Source organism: Leptospira yasudae (assembly GCF_003545925.1).
Classification (GTDB): domain Bacteria; phylum Spirochaetota; class Leptospiria; order Leptospirales; family Leptospiraceae; genus Leptospira; species Leptospira yasudae.
On sequence record NZ_QHCU01000004.1, the window covers coordinates 158,600 to 183,530 of the forward strand.

General features: G+C 39.4%; 16 protein-coding genes and 1 pseudogene. 10 read left to right on the forward strand and 7 right to left on the reverse strand.

The genetic code is table 11. The features are described from left to right. Window positions 1-37: 37 nt before the first annotated feature. Both DLM76_RS12365 and DLM76_RS12370 read right to left on the reverse strand, forming a co-directional pair. The gene (locus tag DLM76_RS12365; RefSeq protein WP_118965379.1) at window positions 38-973 is read right to left on the reverse strand and encodes an ornithine carbamoyltransferase; all 936 of its coding nucleotides are present in this window, start codon (window positions 971-973) and stop codon (window positions 38-40) included. A 154-nt stretch (window positions 974-1,127) separates the two neighbouring features. After that, entirely contained in the window at window positions 1,128-1,448 is a 321-nt protein-coding gene (locus DLM76_RS12370; protein WP_118965380.1) for a hypothetical protein, read from the reverse strand. Between the two features lie 141 nt (window positions 1,449-1,589). Between DLM76_RS12370 and DLM76_RS12375 the strand changes: the two genes are divergently transcribed. Further along, the gene (locus tag DLM76_RS12375) at window positions 1,590-3,197 is read left to right on the forward strand and encodes a peptide chain release factor 3 (protein ID WP_118965593.1); all 1,608 of its coding nucleotides are present in this window, start codon (window positions 1,590-1,592) and stop codon (window positions 3,195-3,197) included. 269 nt (window positions 3,198-3,466) lie between these two features. Then, window positions 3,467-3,649: pseudogene (locus tag DLM76_RS21895) on the forward strand (sensor histidine kinase); the annotation flags it as partial. 136 nt (window positions 3,650-3,785) lie between these two features. Here DLM76_RS21895 and DLM76_RS12385 read toward each other — a convergent pair. Further along, complete coding sequence (locus DLM76_RS12385; protein WP_118965381.1) at window positions 3,786-5,873, reverse strand: (Fe-S)-binding protein; 2,088 nt, start codon at window positions 5,871-5,873, stop codon at window positions 3,786-3,788. A gap of 1,049 nt (window positions 5,874-6,922) precedes the next feature. Here DLM76_RS12385 and DLM76_RS12395 point away from each other — a divergent pair. The 6 genes from DLM76_RS12395 to DLM76_RS12420 all read left to right on the forward strand — a co-directional run bounded on the left by DLM76_RS12395 (window position 6,923) and on the right by DLM76_RS12420 (window position 12,867). After that, complete coding sequence (locus DLM76_RS12395; RefSeq protein WP_118965383.1) at window positions 6,923-7,984, forward strand: 3-oxoacyl-ACP synthase III family protein; 1,062 nt, start codon at window positions 6,923-6,925, stop codon at window positions 7,982-7,984. Between the two features lie 62 nt (window positions 7,985-8,046). Continuing rightward, entirely contained in the window at window positions 8,047-9,132 is a 1,086-nt protein-coding gene (locus DLM76_RS12400) for an alkane 1-monooxygenase (RefSeq protein WP_118965384.1), read from the forward strand. Window positions 9,133-9,171: 39 nt separating this feature from the next. Next, window positions 9,172-10,755 (forward strand): MBL fold metallo-hydrolase, encoded by a 1,584-nt coding sequence (locus DLM76_RS12405; RefSeq protein ID WP_118965385.1) that lies wholly within the window; start codon window positions 9,172-9,174, stop codon window positions 10,753-10,755. After that, window positions 10,752-11,627: an SDR family oxidoreductase gene (locus DLM76_RS12410; protein WP_118965386.1), complete on the forward strand. Its 876-nt coding sequence runs from the start codon at window positions 10,752-10,754 to the stop codon at window positions 11,625-11,627. The genes DLM76_RS12405 and DLM76_RS12410 overlap by 4 nt, the downstream gene beginning before the upstream one ends. A 7-nt stretch (window positions 11,628-11,634) precedes the next feature. Further along, complete coding sequence (locus tag DLM76_RS12415) at window positions 11,635-12,147, forward strand: hypothetical protein (RefSeq protein ID WP_118965387.1); 513 nt, start codon at window positions 11,635-11,637, stop codon at window positions 12,145-12,147. 51 nt (window positions 12,148-12,198) lie between these two features. Continuing rightward, a complete protein-coding gene (locus tag DLM76_RS12420) occupies window positions 12,199-12,867 on the forward strand; it encodes a 4'-phosphopantetheinyl transferase family protein (protein ID WP_118965388.1) in 669 nt (222 codons plus the stop codon). A gap of 11 nt (window positions 12,868-12,878) precedes the next feature. Here the strand turns inward: DLM76_RS12420 and DLM76_RS12425 are convergent, their stop codons facing one another. Continuing rightward, window positions 12,879-17,045, reverse strand: a complete 4,167-nt coding sequence (locus DLM76_RS12425; protein ID WP_118965389.1) for a non-ribosomal peptide synthetase — start codon at window positions 17,043-17,045, stop codon at window positions 12,879-12,881. Window positions 17,046-17,120: 75 nt separating this feature from the next. Further along, window positions 17,121-20,576: an amino acid adenylation domain-containing protein gene (locus tag DLM76_RS12430; protein WP_118965390.1), complete on the reverse strand. Its 3,456-nt coding sequence runs from the start codon at window positions 20,574-20,576 to the stop codon at window positions 17,121-17,123. 685 nt (window positions 20,577-21,261) lie between these two features. Between DLM76_RS12430 and mqnC the strand changes: the two genes are divergently transcribed. Continuing rightward, the gene (gene mqnC, locus DLM76_RS12435; protein WP_118965391.1) at window positions 21,262-22,362 is read left to right on the forward strand and encodes a cyclic dehypoxanthinyl futalosine synthase; all 1,101 of its coding nucleotides are present in this window, start codon (window positions 21,262-21,264) and stop codon (window positions 22,360-22,362) included. A gap of 27 nt (window positions 22,363-22,389) precedes the next feature. Beyond that, a complete protein-coding gene (locus tag DLM76_RS12440; RefSeq protein ID WP_118955978.1) occupies window positions 22,390-22,758 on the forward strand; it encodes an LIC11299 family lipoprotein in 369 nt (122 codons plus the stop codon). Here the strand turns inward: DLM76_RS12440 and DLM76_RS12445 are convergent. Together DLM76_RS12445 and DLM76_RS12450 are read right to left on the reverse strand one after the other, a co-directional pair. Beyond that, the gene (locus tag DLM76_RS12445) at window positions 22,742-23,974 is read right to left on the reverse strand and encodes a GGDEF domain-containing protein (RefSeq protein WP_118965392.1); all 1,233 of its coding nucleotides are present in this window, start codon (window positions 23,972-23,974) and stop codon (window positions 22,742-22,744) included. The genes DLM76_RS12440 and DLM76_RS12445 overlap by 17 nt on opposite strands. 118 nt (window positions 23,975-24,092) lie before the next feature. Next, a complete protein-coding gene (locus DLM76_RS12450; RefSeq protein WP_118965393.1) occupies window positions 24,093-24,929 on the reverse strand; it encodes a GerMN domain-containing protein in 837 nt (278 codons plus the stop codon). Window positions 24,930-24,931: the final 2 nt, after the last annotated feature.

Genomic DNA, 24,931 nt, shown 5'->3' on the forward strand with positions numbered 1-24,931 from the left:
GAACTGTGGGCCTCTGGTAAACCGATTTTCCTTGAGATTAAGCCTCAAGAAGTTTGAGAATGACCGCTTTTTGTGCGTCCAGTCGATTCTCCGCTTGTTGAAAGATGATGGATCGGGGACTTAAGACCACTTCTCTCGTGATCTCGTATCCCGCGTGGATCGGCATGTCGTGCATGACTCTCGCGTTCGTCTTTTCCATCAGAGCGGAATTGATCTGATACGGCATCATCAGTTCCATTCTTTGTTTTTTCTTATCGGCGTAAGAAGGGTCGTTGAAGAATTCCATGTCCAGCCAAGTGTCCGTGTAAACGTAGTCCGCGTCCTTTACGGCCTTTTCCAGATTCGATTCCCATGCGAGCGTGCCTTTGGACTTTGCCCGTTCCACCGTGGGTTCGTGTATGTTTTCCTTTTCGGCGATCGGTGTCACGAGGGTCAGATGAATTCCCAAGGCAGCGGTGATTCCGATGAGAGAGTTGACTACGTTGTTGTGAACTCCGACATACGCGAGTCGAACCCGATTCAAAGGGCGTTCCGGTTTGTCGAGCGCGATAGTCATCACGTCCGCAAGAGATTGACAAGGATGAAACATGTTGTCGCAGCCGTTGATGACGGGGACCTGCGAACCGTTCTTCATCGAAAGAAGGTCTTCGTGTTTTTTCAGACGAGCCATGATGACGGAAACGTTTCTGGAGAGATACCTCGCTTCCAGATCGATGTCGGAAAGCTGAAAGTTAGACGCCATCCAGTCCAAATAAATTCCGTGACCGCCCATTTCCGTCATCGCCACTTCAAAAGAAACTCTGGTTCTTGTGGAAGTTTTCTGAAAGAGCATCGCCAAAGAACGGCCGCTCAGATGACCCGCGTAGTTGACTCGATTCTTCTTTACGTGGATCGCAAAGTTCAGCAGATCGAGGATTTCGGAATCGGACCAGTCTTCCCAAGAAATAAGATGTTTCACGTTGATTTCGGACATAGGACTTTATGTACAGAAAACAAAATAGAAGGAGTTTCGTAAATGAAAAGACCAAAAAAAACGGGGCCGGGGAAGCCCCTAAAGGTTCATGGTTTTTCGGGCACAAATGCGAAGAAGGGAAAGCGAGCGGCGCTTCTAAGAATCGAGTCGCAAATCAAGTCGCGAGTTCCAATGCGATGAGAATGTCCGGTAAGCCCGTTCTTTGGTGGAATTGAATTCCTAAAATAAATCCTTTCCCATCAGGACGGGGAACTTGTCTTTGCAGACTTCCTTGAAAACGAAATTGGATTTCGAGCGCGTTGGAATCGATTCTTCCGCTGAGAGGGGAACCCGGGAGAAGATTCAATTCAAACGAAGAAGAAATCGTAATGCCTTCTTCCTTGAGTTTGAGGATTTCGAACGAATTCTCGAAACCGTCGATTTGTAATTTTAATCCTCGAAGATCTCTCGATGGGGTAAGTGGAATCCCTTCCATGGTTTACCTGCTTTATTATGATGGGAAGAGTGTAGAGGATTCCCGTTACATTAGATTTACCCGAACAATACGAACGGGTAAAAAGAATTGCTGACAGTCGGCTTTGCGCGAAAAATCTGGAGAGAGGGCGGAGTAAAAGTCGTGAGCGAGACAGTAGCACAAAAACCGAATCAATCTATCGAGGAAGAAACCAAACGAAGAAGAACCTTCGCCATCATCGCCCACCCGGATGCCGGGAAAACGACCTTAACCGAAAAGCTTCTTTTGTATGGAGGCGCGATCCAACTCGCGGGCGCCGTAAAAGCGCGTAAAAACAGAAAGGCAGCGACCTCCGATTGGATGGAGATGGAAAAAGAAAAAGGAATCTCCATCACTTCCGCAGCGCTTCAGTTCGAATACAACGGATACGTTCTCAATTTATTGGACACTCCCGGTCACGAAGATTTTTCCGAAGACACCTACCGCACTCTCATCGCCGCCGATACCGCCGTGATGGTGTTGGACGCGGGGAAAGGGGTCGAGCCTCAGACGATCAAGCTCTTTAAGGTTTGTCGCGACCGCGGAATTCCCATCGTAACGTTCATCAACAAGATGGACCGGCCGACAAAAAATCTTTTCGTACTTCTCGATGAGATTGAAAAGGTTCTAGGCATCGCCGCCGTTCCTATGGTATGGCCGATCGGAACCGGAGTCGACTTCAGCGGAGTGTATTCCCGCAAAGATAAGAAAATTCTAACATACGATAAAACTCCGGGAGGAAGTCAGAAGTCTTCCTTTCAAACCTCGGGAGTCAACGATCCCGAACTCGATTCACAATTCGAAGATTGGGTTTTGAAATCCTTTCGCGAAGAATTGGAACTCGTGGAAGGTGGAATTTCCGAATTCAATCAGGAGGAGTTTTTGGAATCCAAGATCACTCCTGTGTTCTTCGGTTCCGCCGTGAACAACTTCGGAATTCAATTGTTTCTAGACGAGTTTATCAAGATCGCGCCGCCTCCTTTGTTCTTTCCTTTGAAGGACGGTTCGCGTTTGGATCCGATCAAAACTCCGTTCAGCGGATTTATCTTTAAGGTTCAGGCGAACATGAACCGTCAACACAGAGACCGAATCGCATTCTTGCGCGTGACGTCCGGTAAGTTCGAACGAGGACTCAACGTGCTTCACGGAAGATTGGGAAAGTCGGTGAAACTTTCCTCTTCGTTCGCGTTCTTCGGACAAGATCGAAACACGGTGGATGAAGCGTATCCCGGCGACATCATCGGACTCGTGAACCCTGGCACGTATGCGATCGGAGATATCGTTGCTTCTTCCAAGGTTCCCGATTTAAAAGGACTTCCCGTGTTTGCACCCGAACTCTTTGCGACGATTTCCTCGGCCGATACGGCGAGCATGAAAAGTTTTCGCAAAGGAATCGATCAACTCGCGGAAGAAGGAATTCTTCATTTGTTCTCTTCGCAGACGATCGGAGGAGGATTGCCGATCATCGGCGCGATGGGCCAACTTCAGTTCGAAGTTTTCCGTCGAAGACTGATGGACGAGTACAATGCTCCGTCTACGATCACGATTCTTCCGTATGTAATTTCCTGTTGGATCGGACAAGAGGATTTGCCGAAGGTTCCGTCTTCCGCGAATCTCGTAACGGATCGAGGCGGAAGGGCTGCGCTCCTCTTTGATACGGAATGGGATAAGGGATATTTTCAAAAGAAGAATCCGGAAATAACCCTTTTGGATTATCCTCCGACCGCTTAAAACCCGATTCAGCCGTTTTAAAAGCCACCGGTCCGCATTTTTCCGCGGATCAGTTTGTAAGAAAAAAGCAATGCTCCGGTAAGATTCCGATTCATTTCGGAGTCATACATTCTGTATTTGCACCAGATGTCTTTGAGGCGGAGCGGCTTTTTGGGTCACTTCGCCTATTTTTTTTGAAAGGCCAGCGTTCGCCTGTTCGTATGAAATTCGCTTCAATCCGTTGTAAGGAAGACAGGTTCTTTTAAATCGAAAGGTCTTTGATTCTTCGCGCCAGGATCTTGAACGAATTTTTAAACAATTCACGATCGCACGCTTTTAAAGAATCTTCGGATGCTAAGATAGAGATCCCGTTTTTCGCAACGCGGTGAATATTACAAATCAGTCATAAAGGGTAACGGAGTGGGAATGCCTACTTCGGTGGATTTAAAAAATCGAATACGACTGGATTTACCTTTGCATAAGGGGAATTTTACGTATAAAAAAAGCCGGTTGAAAACCGGCTTTTTCGTAGATTTCTTTCAAACCGCTTGGAACGAATTCCGCGTTCTCGAAGGAAATCTATTTTAGTAAATTCTAAAGTAGAATTCGTTACTGGAGGTTATCCGCAACCAACTCCGCAATGTCTTTTACTTTTACTTCTTCGATCTTTCCTTCGTGTTTCACACCGTCGGTGATCATGGTCACGCAGAAAGGACAAGCGGTTGCGATCGTAGTCGCTCCCGTATCGAGAAGCTGTTTGGTTCTCTTGACGTTGACGCGGTCGTTGTTTTGCTCTTCCATCCACATCTGAGCGCCGCCCGCACCGCAACAAAGTCCTTTTGTATGGTGATCGGAAGGTTCCGCGAGTTTACCGCCGGAGATCTTTTTAACCACGTCTCTCGGATTCTCGTAGTTGTCGTTGTAACGGCCGATGTAGCAGGAATCATGATACGTGTATTTTCCGGAGGAAGCGTCTTCCGCTGTTTTCACGTCGAGTTTTTTGTCCTTCACGAGTTCATTGATGAATTCGGAGTGGTGAACCACTTCGAAGTTTCCGCCGAACTGAGGATATTCGTTTTTGATCGTGTTGTAGCAGTGTGGACAAGCGGTTACTACTTTTTTCACGTTGTATCCGTTCATCGTGTCCACGTTCGCTTGTGCGAGGGTTTGATAGAGGTATTCGTTCCCGCCTCGTCTTGCAGAATCACCGGAACAGTTTTCTTCGGTTCCGAGGATTCCGAATTTTACGTCCGCCTTCTGGAGAATTTTTACGAAAGACTTCGCGATGCTCTTGTTTCTTTCATCAAAAGCTCCCGCACATCCGACCCAGTAAAGAACGTCTACGTTGGAATCTTCCGCCATCGTTTTAACGCCAAGACCGTCTGCCCAGTCCGCTCTCGTGTGTGCTCCGACTCCCCAAGGGTTGGAGTTGTTTTCCATGTTTACGAATGCGTTTTGTAATTCCACAGGGAACTTGGATTCCGCAAGAACCAAGTGTCTTCTCATTTCCATGATCGCGTTGACTTGGTTGTTTCCAACGGGACAAGCTTCCACGCAAGCGTAACAAGTCGTGCAACCCCAAAGGGCTTCTTCGCTTAAACCTTCGTAGCTGTTGATGACTCCCGTGTCCAGAGCAGCAACTTTTTCCGCCGCGGCTGCAGCATCGGATTCTTCCGCTCTGATTTTTGCGACTTCGGGCATTTTATCCAAAAGGGCGTGTTTTAAATCCGCGATGATCATCTTCGGATTGAGAACCTTTCCGGTTCTGTTTGCAGGGCACTGAACTTGGCAGCGACCGCACTCGATACAAGACATACCGTCGAGAAGGTTCGGCCAAGGGAAATCTTCCACACGGTTCACACCCCAAACAACGTTCTCGTCTTCCAAGTTGAGTTTGGAAAGAGCGCCCTTTGGAGTATCGGATTGAAGGAAGTAGTTGAACGGTGCAAAGATCAAGTGTGCGTGCTTGGAAGTAGGCACGTAGAGCATGAACGCGAATACGGAAAGAATGTGAACCCACCACATGATCTGAACGACCAAGTCCGCTGTAGAATATTCCACGCCGATGGATTTCCAAACCGCGCCGATTCCGGCTGCGATAAAGGAAGCGTTTTCAGTCGGACTGTCGTAAACCGCTCCTACTGCTTTTGCGCCTTCTCCCAAAAGAGTGGTGATCATCAGAATCGAAATCATACTGATTACGATTGCAGACGCCGGAGAATGAACGTCGAGGCCTTTCGCTTTTTGAATCCATCTTCTCCAAGCAAAGAATCCGAGACCGACTAAAACAAGAATCGAAACGACTTGTAAGATGGAATGATAAGAGTGGTCTAAGGTTTCTGAAAAAAGACCAATAATAGAAAATTTATAAGGATCTTCTAAGCCCCAACCTAAAACACCTGCAAGCATTTGACTAACGTTATGAAATGCATAAGTTAAAAACCCGTAAAAGACAAAGGCATGCATAATGCCTCGTATAGGCTCTTTGAAATTCTTTTTTTGTAACACAACATTTTCAACGAAGGATCTAAGTCTAAAACCGAGATTTTTGAAAAGGAAGAAATTTTCGGTTCCGGTCGCAGGGCGGGCGCTAAAAATAAGTTTAAGTCTATACAGGATAGCTCGTACAAAAACAAAACCTGCTGTAAAAAAAATAATGGTGAAGACCACGTGAAACAATACTCTAAGTAAATTCATGTTAGGAGCGTTTCCTTCCTTCTTCTTATATTGTCATTTAAATTATAAATTCATTCTTCGGAAACACTTTCTGATTATTTCTTTCTGATGAAAGCTTAGAGAAATTCTTGTAATCCACCCGAGTTTCAGCATCGAAATTTGATCTTTTTTTATCTTGTTAGAAAGATAAAAAAAAGCGTTCCAAACAATGTTGAATACAAGGGTATGAGGCTTCCTGTCACTGTCGATTCATTTTTCAACCCGCTTATTTTGGGAGAAAAGAGTAAATTAAGCGCGAATGAGTTTAATAGAAATATAAGGGCGGACGCTCGATTCGTTATGCTTTGAAAAGATTCGAAAAAAGGAAAATCTCTGAAGGGTAAGAAACTGGTATTCAACTCTGCGAGTTAGGATTTTGGAGATGCCTTATTGAGAATGGTTCTCATATTTGGCTTTCGAATTAGATGCTCCAACCCTACCGCTGATCTTAGTTAAGTGAAGGTTTAAGTAGCTTCTTAGAATTGGTCTTAGATTTTTTCTATAAATTCTTCAATCCGATAGCATCGTTTATAAATTTAGAGTAAATTTGATTCATGAATCTCCGTTGCAGCATTTTTATGCTTTCTGTTAAAGATATTTTAAATACCTTCGATTTACTAAAATTCAATAAAGAGTTCTCTTGTATTTCTTATTTTAGGATAGCTTAATTTTATAATGTGATTAAGAGCTCATGTTTCGATGATAGAAGATTTGGGTTTTCGATCGTTCTCTTTTGAAGTATATTTAGCGATCGCTACAGACAATTTGCTGCTTTTAGAATATTCAAAGATATAAAAATACTAAATATTTGAAAAAACTAAAAAATAAATGTCCGTATTTAGATGTTAATCGATAGTAACTGTATGAGATAAGCCATATATTTGGAATGAATATTATTCTAAATAACTGTTGTATAATGTTTTAAATTCTTGAGCTTTCATGAAAAAGGATAAGAAACTTTATATTGAAATAGGGCATAATCTTATCAATATTGTTTGTAAATTTGAAATAGGATAAAAGGAAGAATATAAATGAAATTTCTTTCAGTAAAAAGTGCAGTTCCAACAAGAAAAATGAGTAGTGCAGATATCGTGAAGAAAGTTCGATCGGCAAGCGCACAGTTTTTCTCAAACGAAGGCTTAGATGATCTTTGTGATGAGATAGAAAAGCTCTATCTAAAATCGGGAACAAATGAATGTTTCCATTTGAACGATGAAAATGGAGAAACGCCTTATGAATTGTTAATGAAGGCAGGTAGGGAAGCATTGAGTTCGGCTGGGATTGCTCCGTCTGAAATCGATTGTTTAATTTACGTTGGCGTTTCTCGCGGATTTTTGGAGCCCGCTACAGCTAATGTTTTTCAACATTCGTTAGGTCTTGTTAATGCGACTTGTTATGACATTTTGGATGCGTGTGCCTCTTGGATACGGGCATTGCAGGTTGCTTATTTGTACACTCAAATGGGGATTTATAAAAAAATTATGATAGTGAACAGTGAGTTCAACGCTAGTTCTGTTGTATCTTATCAAATACGTGATAAATCCGAACTCAAATTCAAATTCCCTGGCTTAACCCTTGGAGAGGCGGCAACTGCAACGATTATCGGTGTCGATCAAGATAAGGATGGGAAAGAAGATTTTTATTTTACCTTTAAGAATTTTGGCAAAATGCATAAGGCCTGCAAAATTCCTCTGAAAAATTATTTAAAGTATTCTCCGAAAGGAGAAGATTACATGGATAGCGCTCCTTCTGGTGAATTTTTTTCATTCGCAAGGGAATTGTTTACATTTACTAGTGTTCAATTGATAAAGCACTTTAGATCTGATACGAAACTTAAAACCTATCAACCGGATATTATTTTTACACATTCAGCTTCCGATGCTTTTGCTGAAAATCTTATGCGTCAAGTTGGAATGAGTACTGATTTATTTTACCAAACACATTCTACATACGGCAATACAGTCTCAGCTTCGTTGCCGCTTGCGATTTCGCTAGCTGAAAAAGAGGGACGATTAAGAAAAGGGTCTCGTGTAATGATGTGTGTTGGTTCTGCAGGCGTTACGACGGCTTTTGCAACGTTCACTTACAACTAAAATATAAGGGAGTTTTATGCGAATAAATTTCCCTTATGCTAAAATTATCATAGGAAAAAACGATGAAATATTTACTTGCCTCTTTGGTTCCGTTATCCCCAATTCTTGGATATCTTGCAGGGGACTCCTATTTTTTTATTACCCCATTGTTCTTTTTTCTAATTGTTCCTGCTTTAGATTTTTTATTTGGGCGAGACACAACACAATATGCGGAGCCGAATTCTAAAGCAGGGTCGATGAAGTTTCGAATAATACTTTACTTTTGCTTTTTGCTTCAACTCTTGCTCGTAATGTTTGGGATTTATCTCGGAGTTTTATATGATGGTGAGAATTATTTTCTTATTGGTCACCTCGTTTCAACAGGATTGGCCTTGGGTGCTTTTGGTTTAGTTTCTCATGAACTCTCGCATAGTACGAATAAGTGGGAGCGATTAATTAGCTTGATTGGCTATTCTTCTATTTTTTATCCTCATTACTTTATTGAACATCTTTCCGGACATCATGTAAATTATTGCACCCCAAAAGATGTTTCTACATCCTTTCTTGGGGAATCCTTATATCACTTTATTCCGCGTAGTATTTCGGGGAGTTTGCGGAACGCCTGGCGTTTGGAGAAAAAAAAAGCTACTATAAGCGGAAGAGCTGCGTGGACTTTTAAAAATAGATTTATTCTACTGATGACGATTTCATTATTAACTTTGTTTGGAATTTATTCTATTTTTGGTTCTTATGCGGCTCTTTTTTATATCGCGCAAGGAATTGCCGCCTTATTAGTTATTGAATGTGCAAATTACGTTGCACACTATGGATTAGAAAGAAGAGAAATTTCGCCTGGTGTATTCGAAAAGGGTAGTGTAGAGCATGCTTGGGACACCAGCTTTTGGTTTTCGAGTCTGGTTTTGTTGAATCTTCCCAGACATGCCGATCATCATTGCAATCCTTCAAAACCATTTCAGCTACTTTCTTATTTTGAAAAAAGTCCAAAGGCTATCTCTGGTCCTTCGGGGATGATTCTTTTATCTTTTTTTCCTTTTCTATGGGCTAGAATAATGGATCCAATTGCCATTCAATATAGGAATCATCTGCAAATTGAGGATTTAGATTCGAATTGCGGGCTTAAGGGTGTACTTTCTCAGAAAGAGATTTGAAGTAGTGAAATTATTTCTGAAATTCGGTATATTATATAAATGTTAACTAATTATAAGCAGCTTAGCTTGCAGTTTCAGTTTGAACCGTTAATAAATCAATGGTATGCTTGGCCTTATTTGATTTCCCCGATATCGTGTGCAGTTTTTTTTGTAGAATATTATTCTAAGGTTATGCACTCTTTTATTTCTAACCCAAAGATCCATATTCAGGCTTCTAAAAATCCAGAAATGATTGGGGGGCCTTTTATAAATTACGACGAAACGATGGTGGATAAAATTAAAGCACTTCATGATGAGACTTTCGCTCGCAATGTAGAATATAGTATCGTTCGAAATGATCTTAAATCTTTAAATGAAATGTTATCTGAAGAGGCGAATGGATATTCTTTGGAAAATCTATATCAGAGGCTTGGAGAATCGCTTAGGGGGAAAATTGAGTTGCACTATGATCTTTCAAATTCTCCTTCCTATCGTTTTTTCGAAAGATTCTTTTATACAAGTAAATTCAATAAGGTTCAAAATCAATCGTCAGTTTTATCGTTAAAGTCATCTGCTCGCCGATCATTTGTTCTAAGCACACCAAGATTTCCCGATGAAAATGAAATACACGTGCTTAAGCCGTTTGCGAATAAGGCATACGATAAGTTATTTATGATGCATAGTGAGCCTGCAAACCCCGAGTCGGTATTTGAAGAGTTGGAACTTGGAAAGGAATATAGAAAGTCCTTTATGGAAATGTTCGTCACTTTCGAAAAGACTAATAAAAAAACTGAGAAAACGATTCTACGTTATTTCGGACATGCATGTGTTTGTATAGAAACTCCTGAATCCTCTATCCTCATCGATCCATTTATAGTGAATCCAAATTCTCAAGACCCTGATTTACTGCAGTTTTCCTTTCGAGATTTACCTGAAAAAATAGACGCGGTGGTTCTCACCCATAATCATCAAGATCATGTTGTAATAGAAACCCTACTTCAGATTCGTTATAAAACAGGATTAGTTATCGTTCCGAGAGCGAATGGTACTTTGATTGATCCTTCACTGAAATATATACTTCATGCGCTGGGCTTTGAAAATGTGTATGAAATTGATGATATGGAATCCGTTCAGGTTGGAGATATTATGGTAACTGGAGTTCCGTTTTTGGGTGAGCATGGAGATTTGAACGTAAGATGTAAAATAGCCCCTCTCATTTCGATTGGTGAGAGGAAGATTATGTTCGCAGCTGATTCAAATAATATAGATGAAACATTATATTATAATATTCAAAGTGAATTAGGAAATATTGATGATTTATTTATAGGAATGGAATGCAGCGGAGCACCGTTCACTTGGCAATATGGTCCTTTGCTTGCTTTTCTTCCGGATAGAAAGATGGAACAGTCAAGAAGATTGTCCGGTTCGAATCATAAAAAAGCACTTGAAATCGTAAAAACTCTTGGCATTCAGAGGGCATATGTATATGCAATGGGGCTTGAGCCTTGGTTTAGTCACGTGATGGCTACAAACTATAGTGAATTATCTGAACCGATAAAAGAATCGAAAGCTTTTATCGAAAATTGCAAAAATTCGGGAATTCATGCGGAGATGCTTTTCGGAGGAAAGGAATTTTTTTTATGAAAAATAAAATCGAATCGATGGATAGGAAAGTTGTTTTAATCACAGGTTGCTCAAGTGGTTTCGGTTATTTGACAGCCATTTTTCTTGCCTCAAAAGGATTCAAGGTTTTTGCGGGTGTACGAAACGAGAAAAAAGCCGCTCGTCTAATTGAAGATGAACGCTACTTGAAAAATAATCTTAGAATTGTTTATTTCGATGTGAGCAACGAAAATTCTATAGCGAAAGCATTACAAGAAATCGCGAAAGAAACGGAGCGAATCGACATACTAATCAATAATGCTGGTTACGGAGTCGGAGGAACTTTCGAGGATCTTTCTTCGGAGGAAATTTTTGCACAATTCCAGACTAATTTTTTTGGCGTGCAAAGCGTTACCCGTGCGTTTTTGCCGCTGATTAAGAAATCGTCAGATCCTCGTATTATTAATATTTCCAGTATAGCCGCTTATTGCGGAGTTCCATTTTTAGGGGCATACCTCAGTAGCAAATGGGCATTAGAAGGGTTTTCAGAATCGTTACGTCATGAACTTGCTTATTTCGGAATAAAAGTATTGCTTCTGCAACCTGGAATATTTCCAACAGCAATCTTTTACGAAAATGCGAAATACGCCGATAAATTTGGAACGGATGAAAGTAAATATAAAGGCGTTTCTGAATCTGTTAGAGATAAATTCCTAAATGTAATTCCATTAATAAACAATGATTCTAGAAAAGTTCCGAGAATTATCCACAAATTGATAATTCGAAAGAATCCATCGTTTAGGACGATTATTGGTTTAGATGCGAAAATTGTCTCTGTGATGCGCAGATTTCTGCCGTACAGTTTGTTCGAATTTTTTGAACGTAAATTTTTTTATTCATCGTTCGCGAGGTAGTTTCATAATGTTCAATTTTTATACTTTTGCTTTCCCTTTCTTTTTCGGTTTAGTTCTAGCGGCTATTGATGAGTTTTATTTTCATTGGAAACGAGGTCTACCTACTTGGGAGAGAATTGGGCATTCTATTGATATCGTTTTTACCATCATTCCATATTCAATTTTAATATTTTTCGAATATGATCAAACGAATCTATTAGTTTATGTGATCTTTGCCTTAATATCCTGTATGACAGTTGTGAAAGATGTTTGGGTGCACAATCGAGAATGTGAAGCTAGTGAAGAATTTATTCATGGCTTAATGTCGATGCTGCATCCGATTCTCTTATTAATACCTGCGCTACTTTGGCCGAGCTTTCATGGAGGACAAAGTTCGATCTTGCTTTCAAAGGATGCCACTATGTTTAAGTTTTTTTTTACGGCTATTTACATTGGATCATTCGTCTGGTTGGCCTATAATTTTATTTTCTGGAATATGATTGATAAAGGAAGGCGGATAAGTAAGAAACTTGTAGTCTAAGCAAAAAGTGAGATTGATATAAAAATGCACTTATTGTGATCTTTAAATTCATTGGCAAACTTGTTATTATATACTTTCGTTCCGATTGATTTAGAAAAAGCATATTTGGATGTGGGTTCTAATTGCAAATGGTATTTAAGAGAATTTCAGAATAAACTGAGATGGACGGTCGACCAACATAATTATAGTCTGATAGGAAGGATTCTGCTAAATATCGGGTTTCAAAAGTATGAACTAACAAGAAACAGAGAATATCAGGTTCAATTTAGTGAGTTCGGAAGACCTTTTGTCGATGGACGCGTTGATTTTAATATATCTCATTCGCAGGGGATCGTTGGGTGTGCTTTCTCAGACGCAGGGAGAGTAGGTTTTGATGTTGAAAAAATCGTTAAAATTAATAGCGAAGATTTTCTTGATTTTTTTAGTAATTCAGAAATTAAAAAGATTCAAAGTAGCGCAAGTCCAAATCTTACTTTTATGCAGTTTTGGACTAAGAAAGAAGCTATTCTCAAACTTGTAGGGTCAGGTGTTAATGACCTGGCTGATTTAAGAAATGTTAATCTTAGCGATAAGTTAGTTGTTTGGAGAGGTAAAAATATCAATTTATCAAAAATTGAATTAGATCCCTCCTATTCGGCGTACGCCGCGGCCGAGAATAGCCAATCATTCGTTATCAAAGAAATTTCGATTCGAGAAATGTTGTGGTTAATAAATACTTAATACTTATACTTTTAAAATTGCTTTTGAGATAGAGTATCGTAGATTTTAATGGCGGCTGCTTTTGCGTTTTCCTTTTCAATAAAAATATTTACGTGGTTTCCGTTTATATCATATGTTTCAACATGAGTTGTCGAATGTTTTTGCCAGCCATAGGATGGATCGTTTTGAAATATTTCTAAGTTAAAGAATTTTTTTATACTTTTACTTTTTAAATTTGAATTATCAGCCTTAAATAATAGAAATCTATTCGGATAAATCCTCTTTTCTTTTGTTGTGTAGTTTTTGTAAGCTGTTAGATTCTTAAAGAGATTCGGTAAATACTTTTGAAATACAAATAGATAACCTCCTTTTGAAATCATCTTTAGGAGATGTTTTAAGAGTTCAGTTGTTCCAAACGAATAAAAAACCATAAGATGAAACGATAAAAAGCTATTAAGCCTATCAATAAAGCGTAGAAACTTATAAAATTTTATCGAAAGTTTATTTTTTATAATTATATATTCGCCTCTTTGTCGTTGAATTGTGGAATCAATGAGCGGAGAAGGGGTATCAATAATCATAATCGTATCAATTTTATTTCCAGTCATTTCCAATTGAACCGCTATTTCAAAAGCAATTAAAGCTCCAAACGACCAGCCTAATAAAGTATAGGGCCCGGTCGGTTTTATAGCCTTTAGCTCCCTCACATACAGTGCCGCTATACTTTTAACGGTATTTTTAGAGATAGCATTCTTTTTAAGGCTTAACTCGGGAGATTGAAAACCGAAGATTTGTCGTTTTCCTTCAAAATGTGCTGCAAAATCCATAAAACACAGCGACTGACCATCCAAAGGATGAACACAAAAGATCGGATCTCCCTCGCCCAATGGTTGAAGTGATATTAGAGAATCGAAAACATGTAACTTAGTCTTTTTTCTCCTTTTTTCAATAGATTTTGCAATTCCCTCAATGGTCGGAAATTGAAATAAAGTAGGAATTTCGATTTCGATATTTAGCTCTTTTTTTATTCTCTTCAAAAGTATAATTGAAGTAAGCGAGGTTCCTCCTATTCTGAAAAAATTTTCTGTTACGCCAATTTTTTTAAGATTTAGAAGTTCTTGCATGATCTTTTGAACTTCCCGTTCAAGCTTGCTCTTCGGGGATCTATCTGATGTGATGGATAAACTATTAAAATCTGGCTCTGGAAGTTGTGTCCTATCTAACTTCATATTCGGGGTATACGGTAAATTTTCGATTGGAATAAATAAACTCGGTATCATAAAATGAGGGAGTTGTTCTTGCAGAAATGACCTAATTTTATTTAAATCAATAGGCGGCGCGTTGTTCTTGAAAATAAGATATGCTATCAATCGAGGTGAATTTAGTTTATCAGTTTTGATTGTAACTGCACAGTTATGAATGTAATCCAATGATTTTAAAATTGATTCTATTTCTTCAATTTCAATTCTATACCCGAGAAATTTTACTTGGGAATCTTTTCTGCCTAAGAAATGAATTTCATTGTTTTCGTCTATAAAAGCGATATCCCCTGTTTTGTAAAAGCGTTGGGCCACACCATGAATTATCTTTGTAATAAATTTCTCTTTGTTTAACTCGTCGCGATTATGATATCCGTCGCATACTCCTTTTCCTGCGATTAATAGTTCTCCGGGACAGTTCTTTGGAACAAGATTTAGATTTTCATCTAAAATGACAACGGTTGTGTTATTGATCGGAGTGCCTATCGATATAGATTTTTCCTTTTTTATATCATCCTCTGAAAGACGATAAATACATGACCAAATAGTTGTTTCAGTTGGACCGTACATATTCCAAACTTCGTTGCAAAGATAAAATAATGAATTCCCTAATTCTGCGGTTAAAATCTCTCCCCCCACCAGTGCTTTGATGTTTAATTTATTTACCCATCCAGACTCTATCAGAATTTGCCATGTACTTGGGGTGGCCTGTACGATATTTGGCGAGGGCTTGTGTTCATTTAGAAGTTTTAATAATGCCAATCCATCTTTCGATAATTTTTCTGTTCCTAAAATAATGGAAGCTCCAGTGCTCAATGGTAGGAAAATCTCTAAAACGGAAATATCGAAAGAAACGGATGTTAAAGCAAGGAAAACGTCCTCCCTGGAACTTCCAGGTTTAGTATGCATCGAATGTATGAAGTTTACGATAGAACTATGTTTAACCTTTACTCCTTTTGGTTTTCCAGTGGATCCGGAAGTGTATAGCATATAAGCCGGGTCAATGGGAGAATTCTTAACCTTTGAAATACTATAATGGTTTGCTTTTGGAATCGAATCTGAGTCGACTAACAATTTAGATATTTGCCGATTGTGAATCTTTTGAGATAGTAATTTTGACGTTATTATAATAATGGCGTTTGAATCTTCGATAATATACGAGATTCTTTCTTGTGGATAATCTGGATCTAAAGGTAAATAGGTACATCCTATTTTTAGCACTGCTATCATCGATGCAATAAGCTCGATCGAACGATTTAAGTAAATTCCGACGATCGATTTTTGAGTGATTCCCATGCTGGTCAGGGTCATTGCAATTTCTTCTGCGATATTGTTCAATTGCTTATAGGAAACTTCTTTGTTAAAATAGATAGCTGTTTTATCGGGGTAAGCTGAAACGTTTCCTTCAAATAATTCATGAAGTAATGTATTCGAAAACGTTGTCATTTGTCCTTCGATATAGGAAGGTTGAATATCGATTCGTTTTTCCTTGAACAAGTCGATATTCCCGATAGTCAAGGTTTTACTCTTAACTATGCTCTCTGACGCATAGATTAGAGTGGATAAAAATGAGTTCATAATTTTTTTATCATAAATATCGTTCATAAATTCTAAACAAATTTCGAACTGACCTAGATGCTCATTTACAGAGAGGGAAATTTCGTATTTGGCTGTCCCATTATTTTCGGCTAATTTACTCAAATACATTCCGTTCAATTTAAGCCCTGCTAAGTTCATATTGTGGTACAGGAAACATACTTGAAATAAGGGGGAACTATTTGTGTTCCTTGATATTTCAAGCCTATTTAAGATTAGTTCGAATGGAATTTCATCGAATTTGAACGACTCGAATTGTTCCTCCTGAATTTCCTTTGCTAATTCTAAAAATCTGCGTTCGTTACTTATATAAGTACGAGAGATTGAAAAATTGATAAAGAAGCCTATTAAATTTTCAAGCTCCGAATGTTTTCGTCCGGCTGTCGGTACTCCGACTACTATATCATTGATTCCGGAGTATTTATAGAGGATAGTTTTAAACAAGGTTAAAAAGAAAACATAAGGAGTGATCTGCATCTCTAAACAAAAGATTCTTATTCTTTCGCTTATCGTGCTTGGAATTGCTTTATAAATATAATCCCCAGAGTTGCTAAGATTACGTGGTCTCTTCTTTGCACTGGGGAATTCTAGTAATTCCTGAGCACCTGTTAACTTTTTTTTCCAATAATCTAAGGCATTTTCGATCGCTTCATTCGTACATTGCCTTTTTTGCCAATCACAGAAATCGAAATATTGTATTTCAAGTTTTGGGAGGTTAACTTCTTTTTGTTTTAAAAGCGAATGATAAACCTCTAACAGTTCGTTTCTGAATATTCCCATCGACCAACCATCGGTGATAATGTGGTGAAAGTTGACATGAAGAATATTCAGATTTTGATCAAAGGAAATGAGTAACGTTCTAAATAGCGGGGCTTTAGTTAGATCGAATGGTCTTTGTGAGTATTCTTGCGCAATTTTTTTTGCTAACTCTTTTTTTTCTCCTTCCTGATAAGCTTTTAAATCAATTTCTTCTAATTGGAAAGAAAGATTAGACAAGATTTTTTGAAATGGAACTCCATTCTCTTCGGAGAAGTAGGTTTTTAGGATGGAATGTCGATCCATAATTATTTGAATCGATTTTTCTAAAATTACCTTTTGAACTGGAGAATTAAATTCGATGTCAACGGGACAATGATAAGCGGCTGAATTCTTATCTAACTGAGTTAAAAACCATAGTCTCTGCTGCGGAAAAGAAAGCGGAATTCGATTTTCTTTTTCCAAATTTATTTCCATTTTCGTTATAGTAATGCCTTTACCTTTGGATGTTTGATTTAATCGTTCGAAGAAAAGTTTTCGTTGGGCCGGGTTGAGGTCTTGAATTCTTTTTTCGATTTCTTGATTCATAATATATCTATCTCTTCGTAATTAGTTTAAGTTTCGTTGTTTCATCTTTAAGGTAAGGGAATTATTAAAAAGCACCTATGAAGTCTCAATGTTTCTTAGTATCATTTCTATTGTGTCAATCGGAGCGGATTTTAATTGCTCTTTCGATACAAAGTCAGCTAATTCCAATAGATTTTTACAAATAAAAATTTCCCTTAGCTGAAGGTTCACGTTGAGATTTTTTTTTATTCGAGAGATAAGTATCGTGGCCAATAACGAATTTCCACCTAATTCGAAGAAGCTGCTCTTGAGATTAATATTTTTCTTATTCAATATTTCAGAGCAAATATCGCGGATTTCATATTCAATTTCTGTTTTTGGTTCAACGAAATCCAATTGTTTGGAGTTGATTTCTGTAATTAATTTTTTCTTGTCGATTTTTCCATTGCGGTTAATTGGGAAAGTCTGTATAAAATGAATCGAAGAAGGAAGCATATAGGACGGTAGGAGTGAGGAAAGTTGTTGTTGTAAAAATTCCTTTCGAAGAACCGATTTGTGGTTGTAGGTTTGAATTTTTGTATCGATGGATTTTCTTTTTAAATTTCGATTGGTCCCGAATACAATATATAGTTCGGTGCCGACGAATAATCGTGGCTGCTCAATGAAAAAATCAAAATTGTTTTCCATAAGAATTTTCTTAATTATTTCTAAAGATCCATTGTGATCATGGACCTCCATCACGATTTGTCGTATAATTGACCAGTGGTGTTTTTCGATACCTTTTACAATATTCAATTCGCTCTTTTCGGCATCGAGTTTTATGAGATCGATTGTTTTTATACTATTCATTTCTATAAAGTCTGAAAGATTCATGGCAGAACATTTCTGAGTTTTAGAATTAAATTTATTACTTATATATTGATTCGTTTCCTCTGGGTTTATGTCTGATAAATCCTTTCTTTCTTTCGTCTGATTGAGAAAGACTGTCCTCGTCAGGGTCGTATCTTCATTTTTATCGGCTAATAGACTGGACATTCCAGACATTTCGGGATAGAAGGTTATTAGTGTTTCACCTGTTTTTTCTGAAATTGCCATGTTGTGAGCAACGCTATTTGGAGCATATAAACTTAAATTAATCTTTAATATATTAAAAATATCGATTACAGGTTCGAATGCATGAATTTTAATATTGTGCCCATGGCTTGCAGCAAATAAAGAGAAAAGTCCGATGTTGGAGCCGATATCTAAAATTGTATCACCGTCCTGAATTTCAATTCCATATTTTAGATATGATTGATCGCTAAAAATTTCGGAATACATAAAATCTGTTTCATTTCTATTTTGATGTAATATCCACATTCCATTTTCGAGCGGGTAACGCTCTTTGTCATTGATAATGGGGCTTGAATAAGAATTCGGTACGACGAATGCAGCGATTTCTTTGTTTCCTTCGCTTCCGATTGTTGTTATATATGCGTCGGATACATCCTTATTTGATATTATTTGATTTTTGATTTCTTCAAGATCAACTCGATATCCTCGAATCTTTATTTGATTGTCAATTCGATCGAAGAAGTCAATACTTCCGTCTTTTTTCCACTCTCCAAAGTCACCTGTTCGATATGCGGTATGATCTATGTCGTTAAGTTGAATTGCGCAAAACTTTTCATTTGAAAGTTTATTTTCATTCAGATATCCTCTCGCAAGCCCGATACCGATAACACATATCTCTCCCGGGCATCCGGGCGGTTTCAATTTAAGATATTTATCCAAAATTAAAATTTGAGTATTTGGCAATGGCTTTCCAATTAGCGGCTTTTTATCTGTTTTAAAGTTATATTCAGAATACGTTGCGCAGATTGTTGTTTCTGTCGGTCCATATGCATTGATAAAGCGGAGCTGCTGCGACCATTTTTGTGCAATGGAGGCGAGGCAGCTTTCTCCTGCGCTAAAAAGAAGCCTCAAATCTGGAAGTTTTTCTTCTTGTAAAGTCGTAAGGACGGATGGTGGTAGCGTTGCAATCGTAATTTTGTTTTCAAGAAGAAAGTGCGAAAGGCTTTCTCCGACCAAAATTGAATTGGAATCTGGAACAGCAAGGGTTGCGCCTCTTGTGATGGCCATTATAATTTCCCATAAGTAGGCATCGAAACTAAATGAAGAAAATTGAATTATCGTGTCATAATTCGAAACTTGAAATTCAGCTTCGAAAAATTCAGATAGGTTTATAAGTCCTTTGTGTTCCAATAAAACGCACTTGGGATTGCCGGTAGTACCAGAAGTGAAAATTGCGTAGCATAAATCACTTGAAAGATTTTTGATTTTTGGAGGTTCTTCAGATTCTTGGGATATTTCAATTTTTTTTAAGTCGTATGGAATCGAATATATCTGATTGGAAGGCAGATTGTCCGAATGCTTTGAATCATAAATTATAATAGAGGCGTTTGAATCTTCAAGAATTCGAGCGATTCTTTGGGTTGGTAAGGCCGGATCAATTGGAAGGAAGGCACCACCTGCTTTCCAAATACCTAAGATAATTGGTAAGATATCCGCACATTTATGCATGCAAACTGAAACTATTTGTTCCTTTTCAATTCCTGTCTTAATTAAATAGTTTGCGATTTGATTTGATATTTTTTCCAGTTCTATGTAACTTATTGATTTTTGCGAATCTCGGATTGCCGTGTTTTTTGGAATGCTATCGGAAAATTTTCTAACCCTTTCAGTAATCGAACTTTCTAAGTGAATCAATTTTTCGGTTTGATTCCAGTGCTTTTCTATAAGATTTCTTTCATTCCGAATTAATAAATCGATTTCGGATATGTTTAAGTCTGGCTCTTTGCAAACAAGTCCCCAGATTTTTTCAAATCGTTCTAAAAATAAAACAAGAGTTTCCTCTTGAATGTAATTCGATAAAAACGTAATATCATATGAAATTGAATTTTCATCCATTGCAAACTGAATTTGAATTGGAGTTGAGTTTCTAAAATTTTCTTTTTGATGCAGGCCTTCTATACCAATTTGTAGATCAAATTCGAAATCTTCAATTTGCCATTGGCTTTTAAGTTTGTCGGTATATTCGATTGTTAATTCGTCTTTATTTGATATGACTTGATCGGTTTGCTCTAATAATGAGGATGTTAGCGAAAGAATTGTATCTCCTTTTTGAAATTCACTAATTGTTGGTAGCGCCAAGCCGCTGGATTTTATAAGTGGGGGTGAAAGAATTGCGATTTGATCATCATCAGTCCATTTATGACAAAGGATGTGAAAGGATGAGGCTACTTTAGAAAAGAATAATGGTATATTCTGGTTTGAAAATGATCCATCTGTGTTCTCGAGGACCCTTTGAGGAAGTTTTTTTCTTTCGAACGTGGAATTTGCGTCTGTTGGTTTAAATATTTTCTTTTGAGCTGTTTCTAATTTTGAATATAGAAATTCTAAAAACTTTTGCGTTGAATCTGTCTTTTTCATTATTAACCTGTTGCCTGCTATTTCAATTTCAGTGATTTTCTTTCTAGCTTTTATATACTTTGCAAAGCTTTTTTCGGACATCTGTTTCTCATTTCAAACTTTTAAATATTTTTTTTGCTAATTGCGGTGGAAGATTTAGTTCCTTATTGTATCGATCGATACAGAAAAACGAAATATTCGAATATTAACATGAACTTTAGTGATTGAAAATTGTGGAGCTTTGTTTCTGAAGTTTGCATCGAAATAAATGCGAGCATTTATTCGTATGTCTAGTTATGTATTTGTCTTTAGTTAATAGGATATAATAATATTCCAATTTCAGAATTACCCTTAGGCTATTAATTGGAACAGTGATGATCTCGATTTTAATTTTTAAGATTTAACTGAATTAAATGACCTCTAATAAGATTCCATTGGGAATTAATTAGGGACCGTGATTTTCGGTGAAATAGAACCTGAAATTCAATGTGGCTATTTCATCTATAAAAGGAGGTCCCTTATTGCTATTTCGCAAATCTGTATCTTTTATTTGAAAGATTTATATTTATTCGAGGGGCTTCCTGGGCATAAGTTTTTGAATGCGTAAAAGAAAACGATACCGAATTTTCTTTCAAATTAAAATAGTAGATTATTAAGATAGCGTCTCCTTGAGATAAGAAATTTGACAAACTTGCTTTTTTTATTAAAAAAAGAGGGTGCAAAATTAAGAACACCCTCCAAGCTTGAAGGTGTTCTTTGCGAAGTTCGCAACTCATAAGGAGTAACAGTGGCCTCTATCTTCTCATCTCAACCCAGCGATCGGATTCTCGAAAAAGCCTTGGACGGAGTTCGAATTTCTCCGGAGGAAGCTCTGACTCTGTATCGGGAAGGGGATCATCTCAAGATCATGGCGGCCGCCCGTAGCCTTCGGGAAAGAATTCTTCCGCACGACTACGCGAGTTATACGATGTTCCGCGTCGTTAACTACACGAACTACTGCAACGTGGAATGCAGCTTTTGTTCTTTTATGGATGAGATCGGAAACGGAAAGGGTTACGTTCTTTCCGCCGAAGAAATTTTAGAGAAGATGGACTACGCGGTCGGCGAAGGCGCGGACCAAATGTTTTTGCAAGGCGGCGTGTATCCGGATCTTCCGTTCGATTATTATCTCAATGTGATTTCTTCCGTGAAGAAGAAATATCCGGACATGCATATCCGCGCGTTTTCTCCTGTGGAGATCATCAATCTCGAAACGATCACCGGTCTTCCTCTCAAAGAAGTTCTACAAATCCTAAAACAAGCGGGACTCGATTCCGTTCCCGGAGCGGGCGCCGAAATTCTCACGGACCGAATGAGAAACATCATCTCTCCGAAAAAGGCGACCACGGAAGAATGGGTTCGCGCGATGGAAACCTGTCACGAAGTGGGACTTCCCGGAAGTGCGAACATCGTGTTCGGTTCGGAAGAAACTCAGGAAGAAGTGATCGAACACCTAAGCGTTGTGCGAAACCTCCAAGACCGGACCGGAGGATTCTTATCCTTTATCCCTTGGACCTTTCAACCTCAGACGAAACGATTCAAGGTGCGCGCGGTTTCCACACAGGAATATCTGAAGGTCCTCGGGATTTGCAGAATCTTTCTCGATAACATTCCTCATATCGAAACTTCGGTGATGGTTCTCGGAAAAGGCGTCGGTCAGCTGGCGCTCACGAGCGGCGCGGACGATATATCTTCCGTGGTCATCGAAGAAAACGTGCTTCGTTCTTACGGACTCAAAACCGAAAAAGAAGCGGTGAAATTTTTGAAAGAGGGCGGCTTTGCTCCGAAACGCAGAGACCTTCTTTACAACTACGACCGTTATAAGAACGAACTCGCGCAGACGCTTTGATCCAAAAAGAAAGTTTTAGAGGATAGGATGATAAAAATCGTAAACTTTACGCTTGTGTTTCTGATCGCACTCGCGGCCTGCACGAAACAAATCCACGAAAGGATTCACGTCGATACAGGCGTGACCGTGGAAACCTTAGGACCTCATAAATACAAACTCGTCGCGATCGGGGGAGCTTCTTCCAGTTCGGTCGAAGAAAACGACACGTTCAAAATGAAGAATACTTCCTGCACCGCGGCCAAGTCCATCGCGGCCCGAAAACTCGAAGAGTTGGAACCCGAACAAAAGAACAGACAGTTTTTTATGGAAGCGACGAGCACGCGTTACATCGACGACGGTGCGTATTGCGAAATCACCTTTCACTACGAGCTTCCCGCTCCTAAGAAGCAGCCGTAGTCGTTCCGGGAGTTTCTTTCGGAAAGTAGCGGATCGGTTCGATAAACGAAACCCGGTTGCGTCCTTTCTTTTTCGATTCGTATAAGGCCGAATCGATGGAGTGATAGATATCGTCGAAACTGAATTCTTCCTCGGGGCCGAAGATGCAAGCCCCGATCGAAACGGAAATCTTTACGGGCGCTCCGCTTTTGGTTCGATACGACAATTCCTTTTCGGAAACTTCCTTTCGTAACTTTTCGCAAAGCTGGGAAAGATCGTCTTTTTTGATCGCGTCGAGAAGAATACAAAACTCGTCCCCGCCGATCCGCGAACAGATGTCCGTCGCCCGCACCCTTTGTTTCATCACCTCGGAAATCGTCTTCAAGGCGGAATCCCCCGCGAGATGTCCGTATGAATCGTTGATCTCCTTCAGATAATCCATATCCAGGATGATCATCGCAAGGGAGAATCGATAACGTTGTGCGCGCTTGAGAAACAGTTCGAACTGTTCGATCAGATATCTCCGGTTGTAAAGCCGAGTCAGCTCGTCCACTTTGGAAATCTTTTCGATTTGAATGTTCTTTTCCCGAAGTTTGTTCACCGCCTTCTGCAGTTTTTTCTTGGCACGGTGATCCATCACCCTCCAGAAATTGATGAGAAGGTTTCCGAACACTCCCGTAAAAAGATAAATCAGAACGTTTGCAAAGTCGTGCTGCAAAGCGGTCGCGTTTCCGGTTAACGTCGTGCATAAAACCAGGGAGAAGTAAAAGAGCGCGTTGAAAAAGATCACGGTCGTTCCCGTAAACCAAAGCAGAATGTTTCCGCTCACGACGAGGGTCGTATAAAAATGAAAGTAAAGTCCCATTCTTTCCGAATCCAAAAACACGTACGGAAGAATCGAGAACACGATTGTGCCGGAGGAAAAAATACTGAATCGTTCGATGGTTCTGCGAAATGAGGATTTCCATTTTATAAGTAGAAAAGCAAAAAAAGCGGACAACAATACGACCGTCAAACGGGAGTATACGAGAACTCGATTCTCTTCTCCGAACGGGGAGGCGCCGTCCGGGACCAAGGCGGAAAGAAAACTGATTCCGATGCAGAAGAAAAAGTAGATGACGGTCGCTCTTCGGATGTCGGGTTGATAGATTCTCAGATAATCGTCCGGGAACGGATTGAAAAAAACTCTCCGAGCTAAGAGTTTTATTTTTTGATTGTTTCCCAAAATGAATCTCATGCGGTATTGCAAACTCCGAAACGGAACCCGGCTTCCTCATTTTAAAAACGGTATTCTTTAAACAATCAGGATTTATCGTCCGGTTCAAGCGACTTTGCCTGTACTCGTTGTTTGACGATTAAAAAACGACGATCTTTCTCGGGTTTTTGGTCAGAAGGGAAGGCAACGGCATTCCTTCTCCGCCGAGCGAACGCACGAATTTACCGTTGATTCGGAGTTGCACGCCTCGGATCGGAAGATTCTCCATCAAACTGTAGGTTAGCTGATCGATTCGATCCTTTAGAATTTCAGGTCCGGCGCCTCGTTCCAAATCCCCGCTCAGAGAAAGTTTCAAAACCCCGTTTTCGATTTCGTAATCGGTGTCATAACGCAGCGCCTGCGGGATCGAATTCAATATTCCTTTTTCTTTTTCCGCAGAAACCGGTCCCGCGATTAGGGAATTCAGGATGAGTTTGACCCGATCTCCTCCTTTGGAAAGACGCAGAACCTTCACCAGGCGAGAATGACTTTTATTTCCCTTGCCGTAGAACTTCAGAAAATACAAAGACAATTCTCCCTTTTCGGCAGGGATCGGAGTTGCGTGCGCGGAACCTCGTTCGGCTTCTTTTTCGGAAGAAACGTTCGTGATCGGAGGTTCCAAAACCGGAACGAGATTGTCCTCGTTCAAATCCTCTTCGATGGAGTTCGCGTTTTCGGAAGAAGTCTGCACGTCCCCGTTTTGGAGAAGTTCGCCTAAGATTTCGTCCTCGGCTTGATCCATGATTTCTTTGTGATTGAGATTTCCTTTCGGAGAAGAGGAGGATTCCGGTCCGAACTTACCGATGTTTCGAAATCCCTGAAATCCCGCGCCGGAAATGGAAAAGCCGGACCCAGTGCTTTTATCCAAAAGCACTAACGTAAAAATAATTCCGGTCAATATGAAGATGAGATTTTTTCTTTTTTCGGAATCCGGCACGT

Bases quoted from the DNA above. Each gene is read 5' to 3' on its own strand.
- DLM76_RS12365 (WP_118965379.1), bottom strand. From the start codon at position 973: ATGTCCGAAATCAACGTGAAACATCTTATTTCTTGGGAAGACTGGTCC.
- DLM76_RS12370 (WP_118965380.1), bottom strand. From the start codon at position 1,448: ATGGAAGGGATTCCACTTACCCCATCGAGAGATCTTCGAGGATTAAAA.
- DLM76_RS12385 (WP_118965381.1), bottom strand. From the start codon at position 5,873: ATGAATTTACTTAGAGTATTGTTTCACGTGGTCTTCACCATTATTTTT.
- DLM76_RS12395 (WP_118965383.1), top strand. From the start codon at position 6,923: ATGAAATTTCTTTCAGTAAAAAGTGCAGTTCCAACAAGAAAAATGAGT.
- DLM76_RS12400 (WP_118965384.1), top strand. From the start codon at position 8,047: ATGAAATATTTACTTGCCTCTTTGGTTCCGTTATCCCCAATTCTTGGA.
- DLM76_RS12405 (WP_118965385.1), top strand. From the start codon at position 9,172: ATGTTAACTAATTATAAGCAGCTTAGCTTGCAGTTTCAGTTTGAACCG.
- DLM76_RS12410 (WP_118965386.1), top strand. From the start codon at position 10,752: ATGAAAAATAAAATCGAATCGATGGATAGGAAAGTTGTTTTAATCACA.
- DLM76_RS12415 (WP_118965387.1), top strand. From the start codon at position 11,635: ATGTTCAATTTTTATACTTTTGCTTTCCCTTTCTTTTTCGGTTTAGTT.
- DLM76_RS12425 (WP_118965389.1), bottom strand. From the start codon at position 17,045: ATGAATCAAGAAATCGAAAAAAGAATTCAAGACCTCAACCCGGCCCAA.
- DLM76_RS12430 (WP_118965390.1), bottom strand. From the start codon at position 20,576: ATGTCCGAAAAAAGCTTTGCAAAGTATATAAAAGCTAGAAAGAAAATC.
- DLM76_RS12440 (WP_118955978.1), top strand. From the start codon at position 22,390: ATGATAAAAATCGTAAACTTTACGCTTGTGTTTCTGATCGCACTCGCG.
- DLM76_RS12445 (WP_118965392.1), bottom strand. From the start codon at position 23,974: ATGAGATTCATTTTGGGAAACAATCAAAAAATAAAACTCTTAGCTCGG.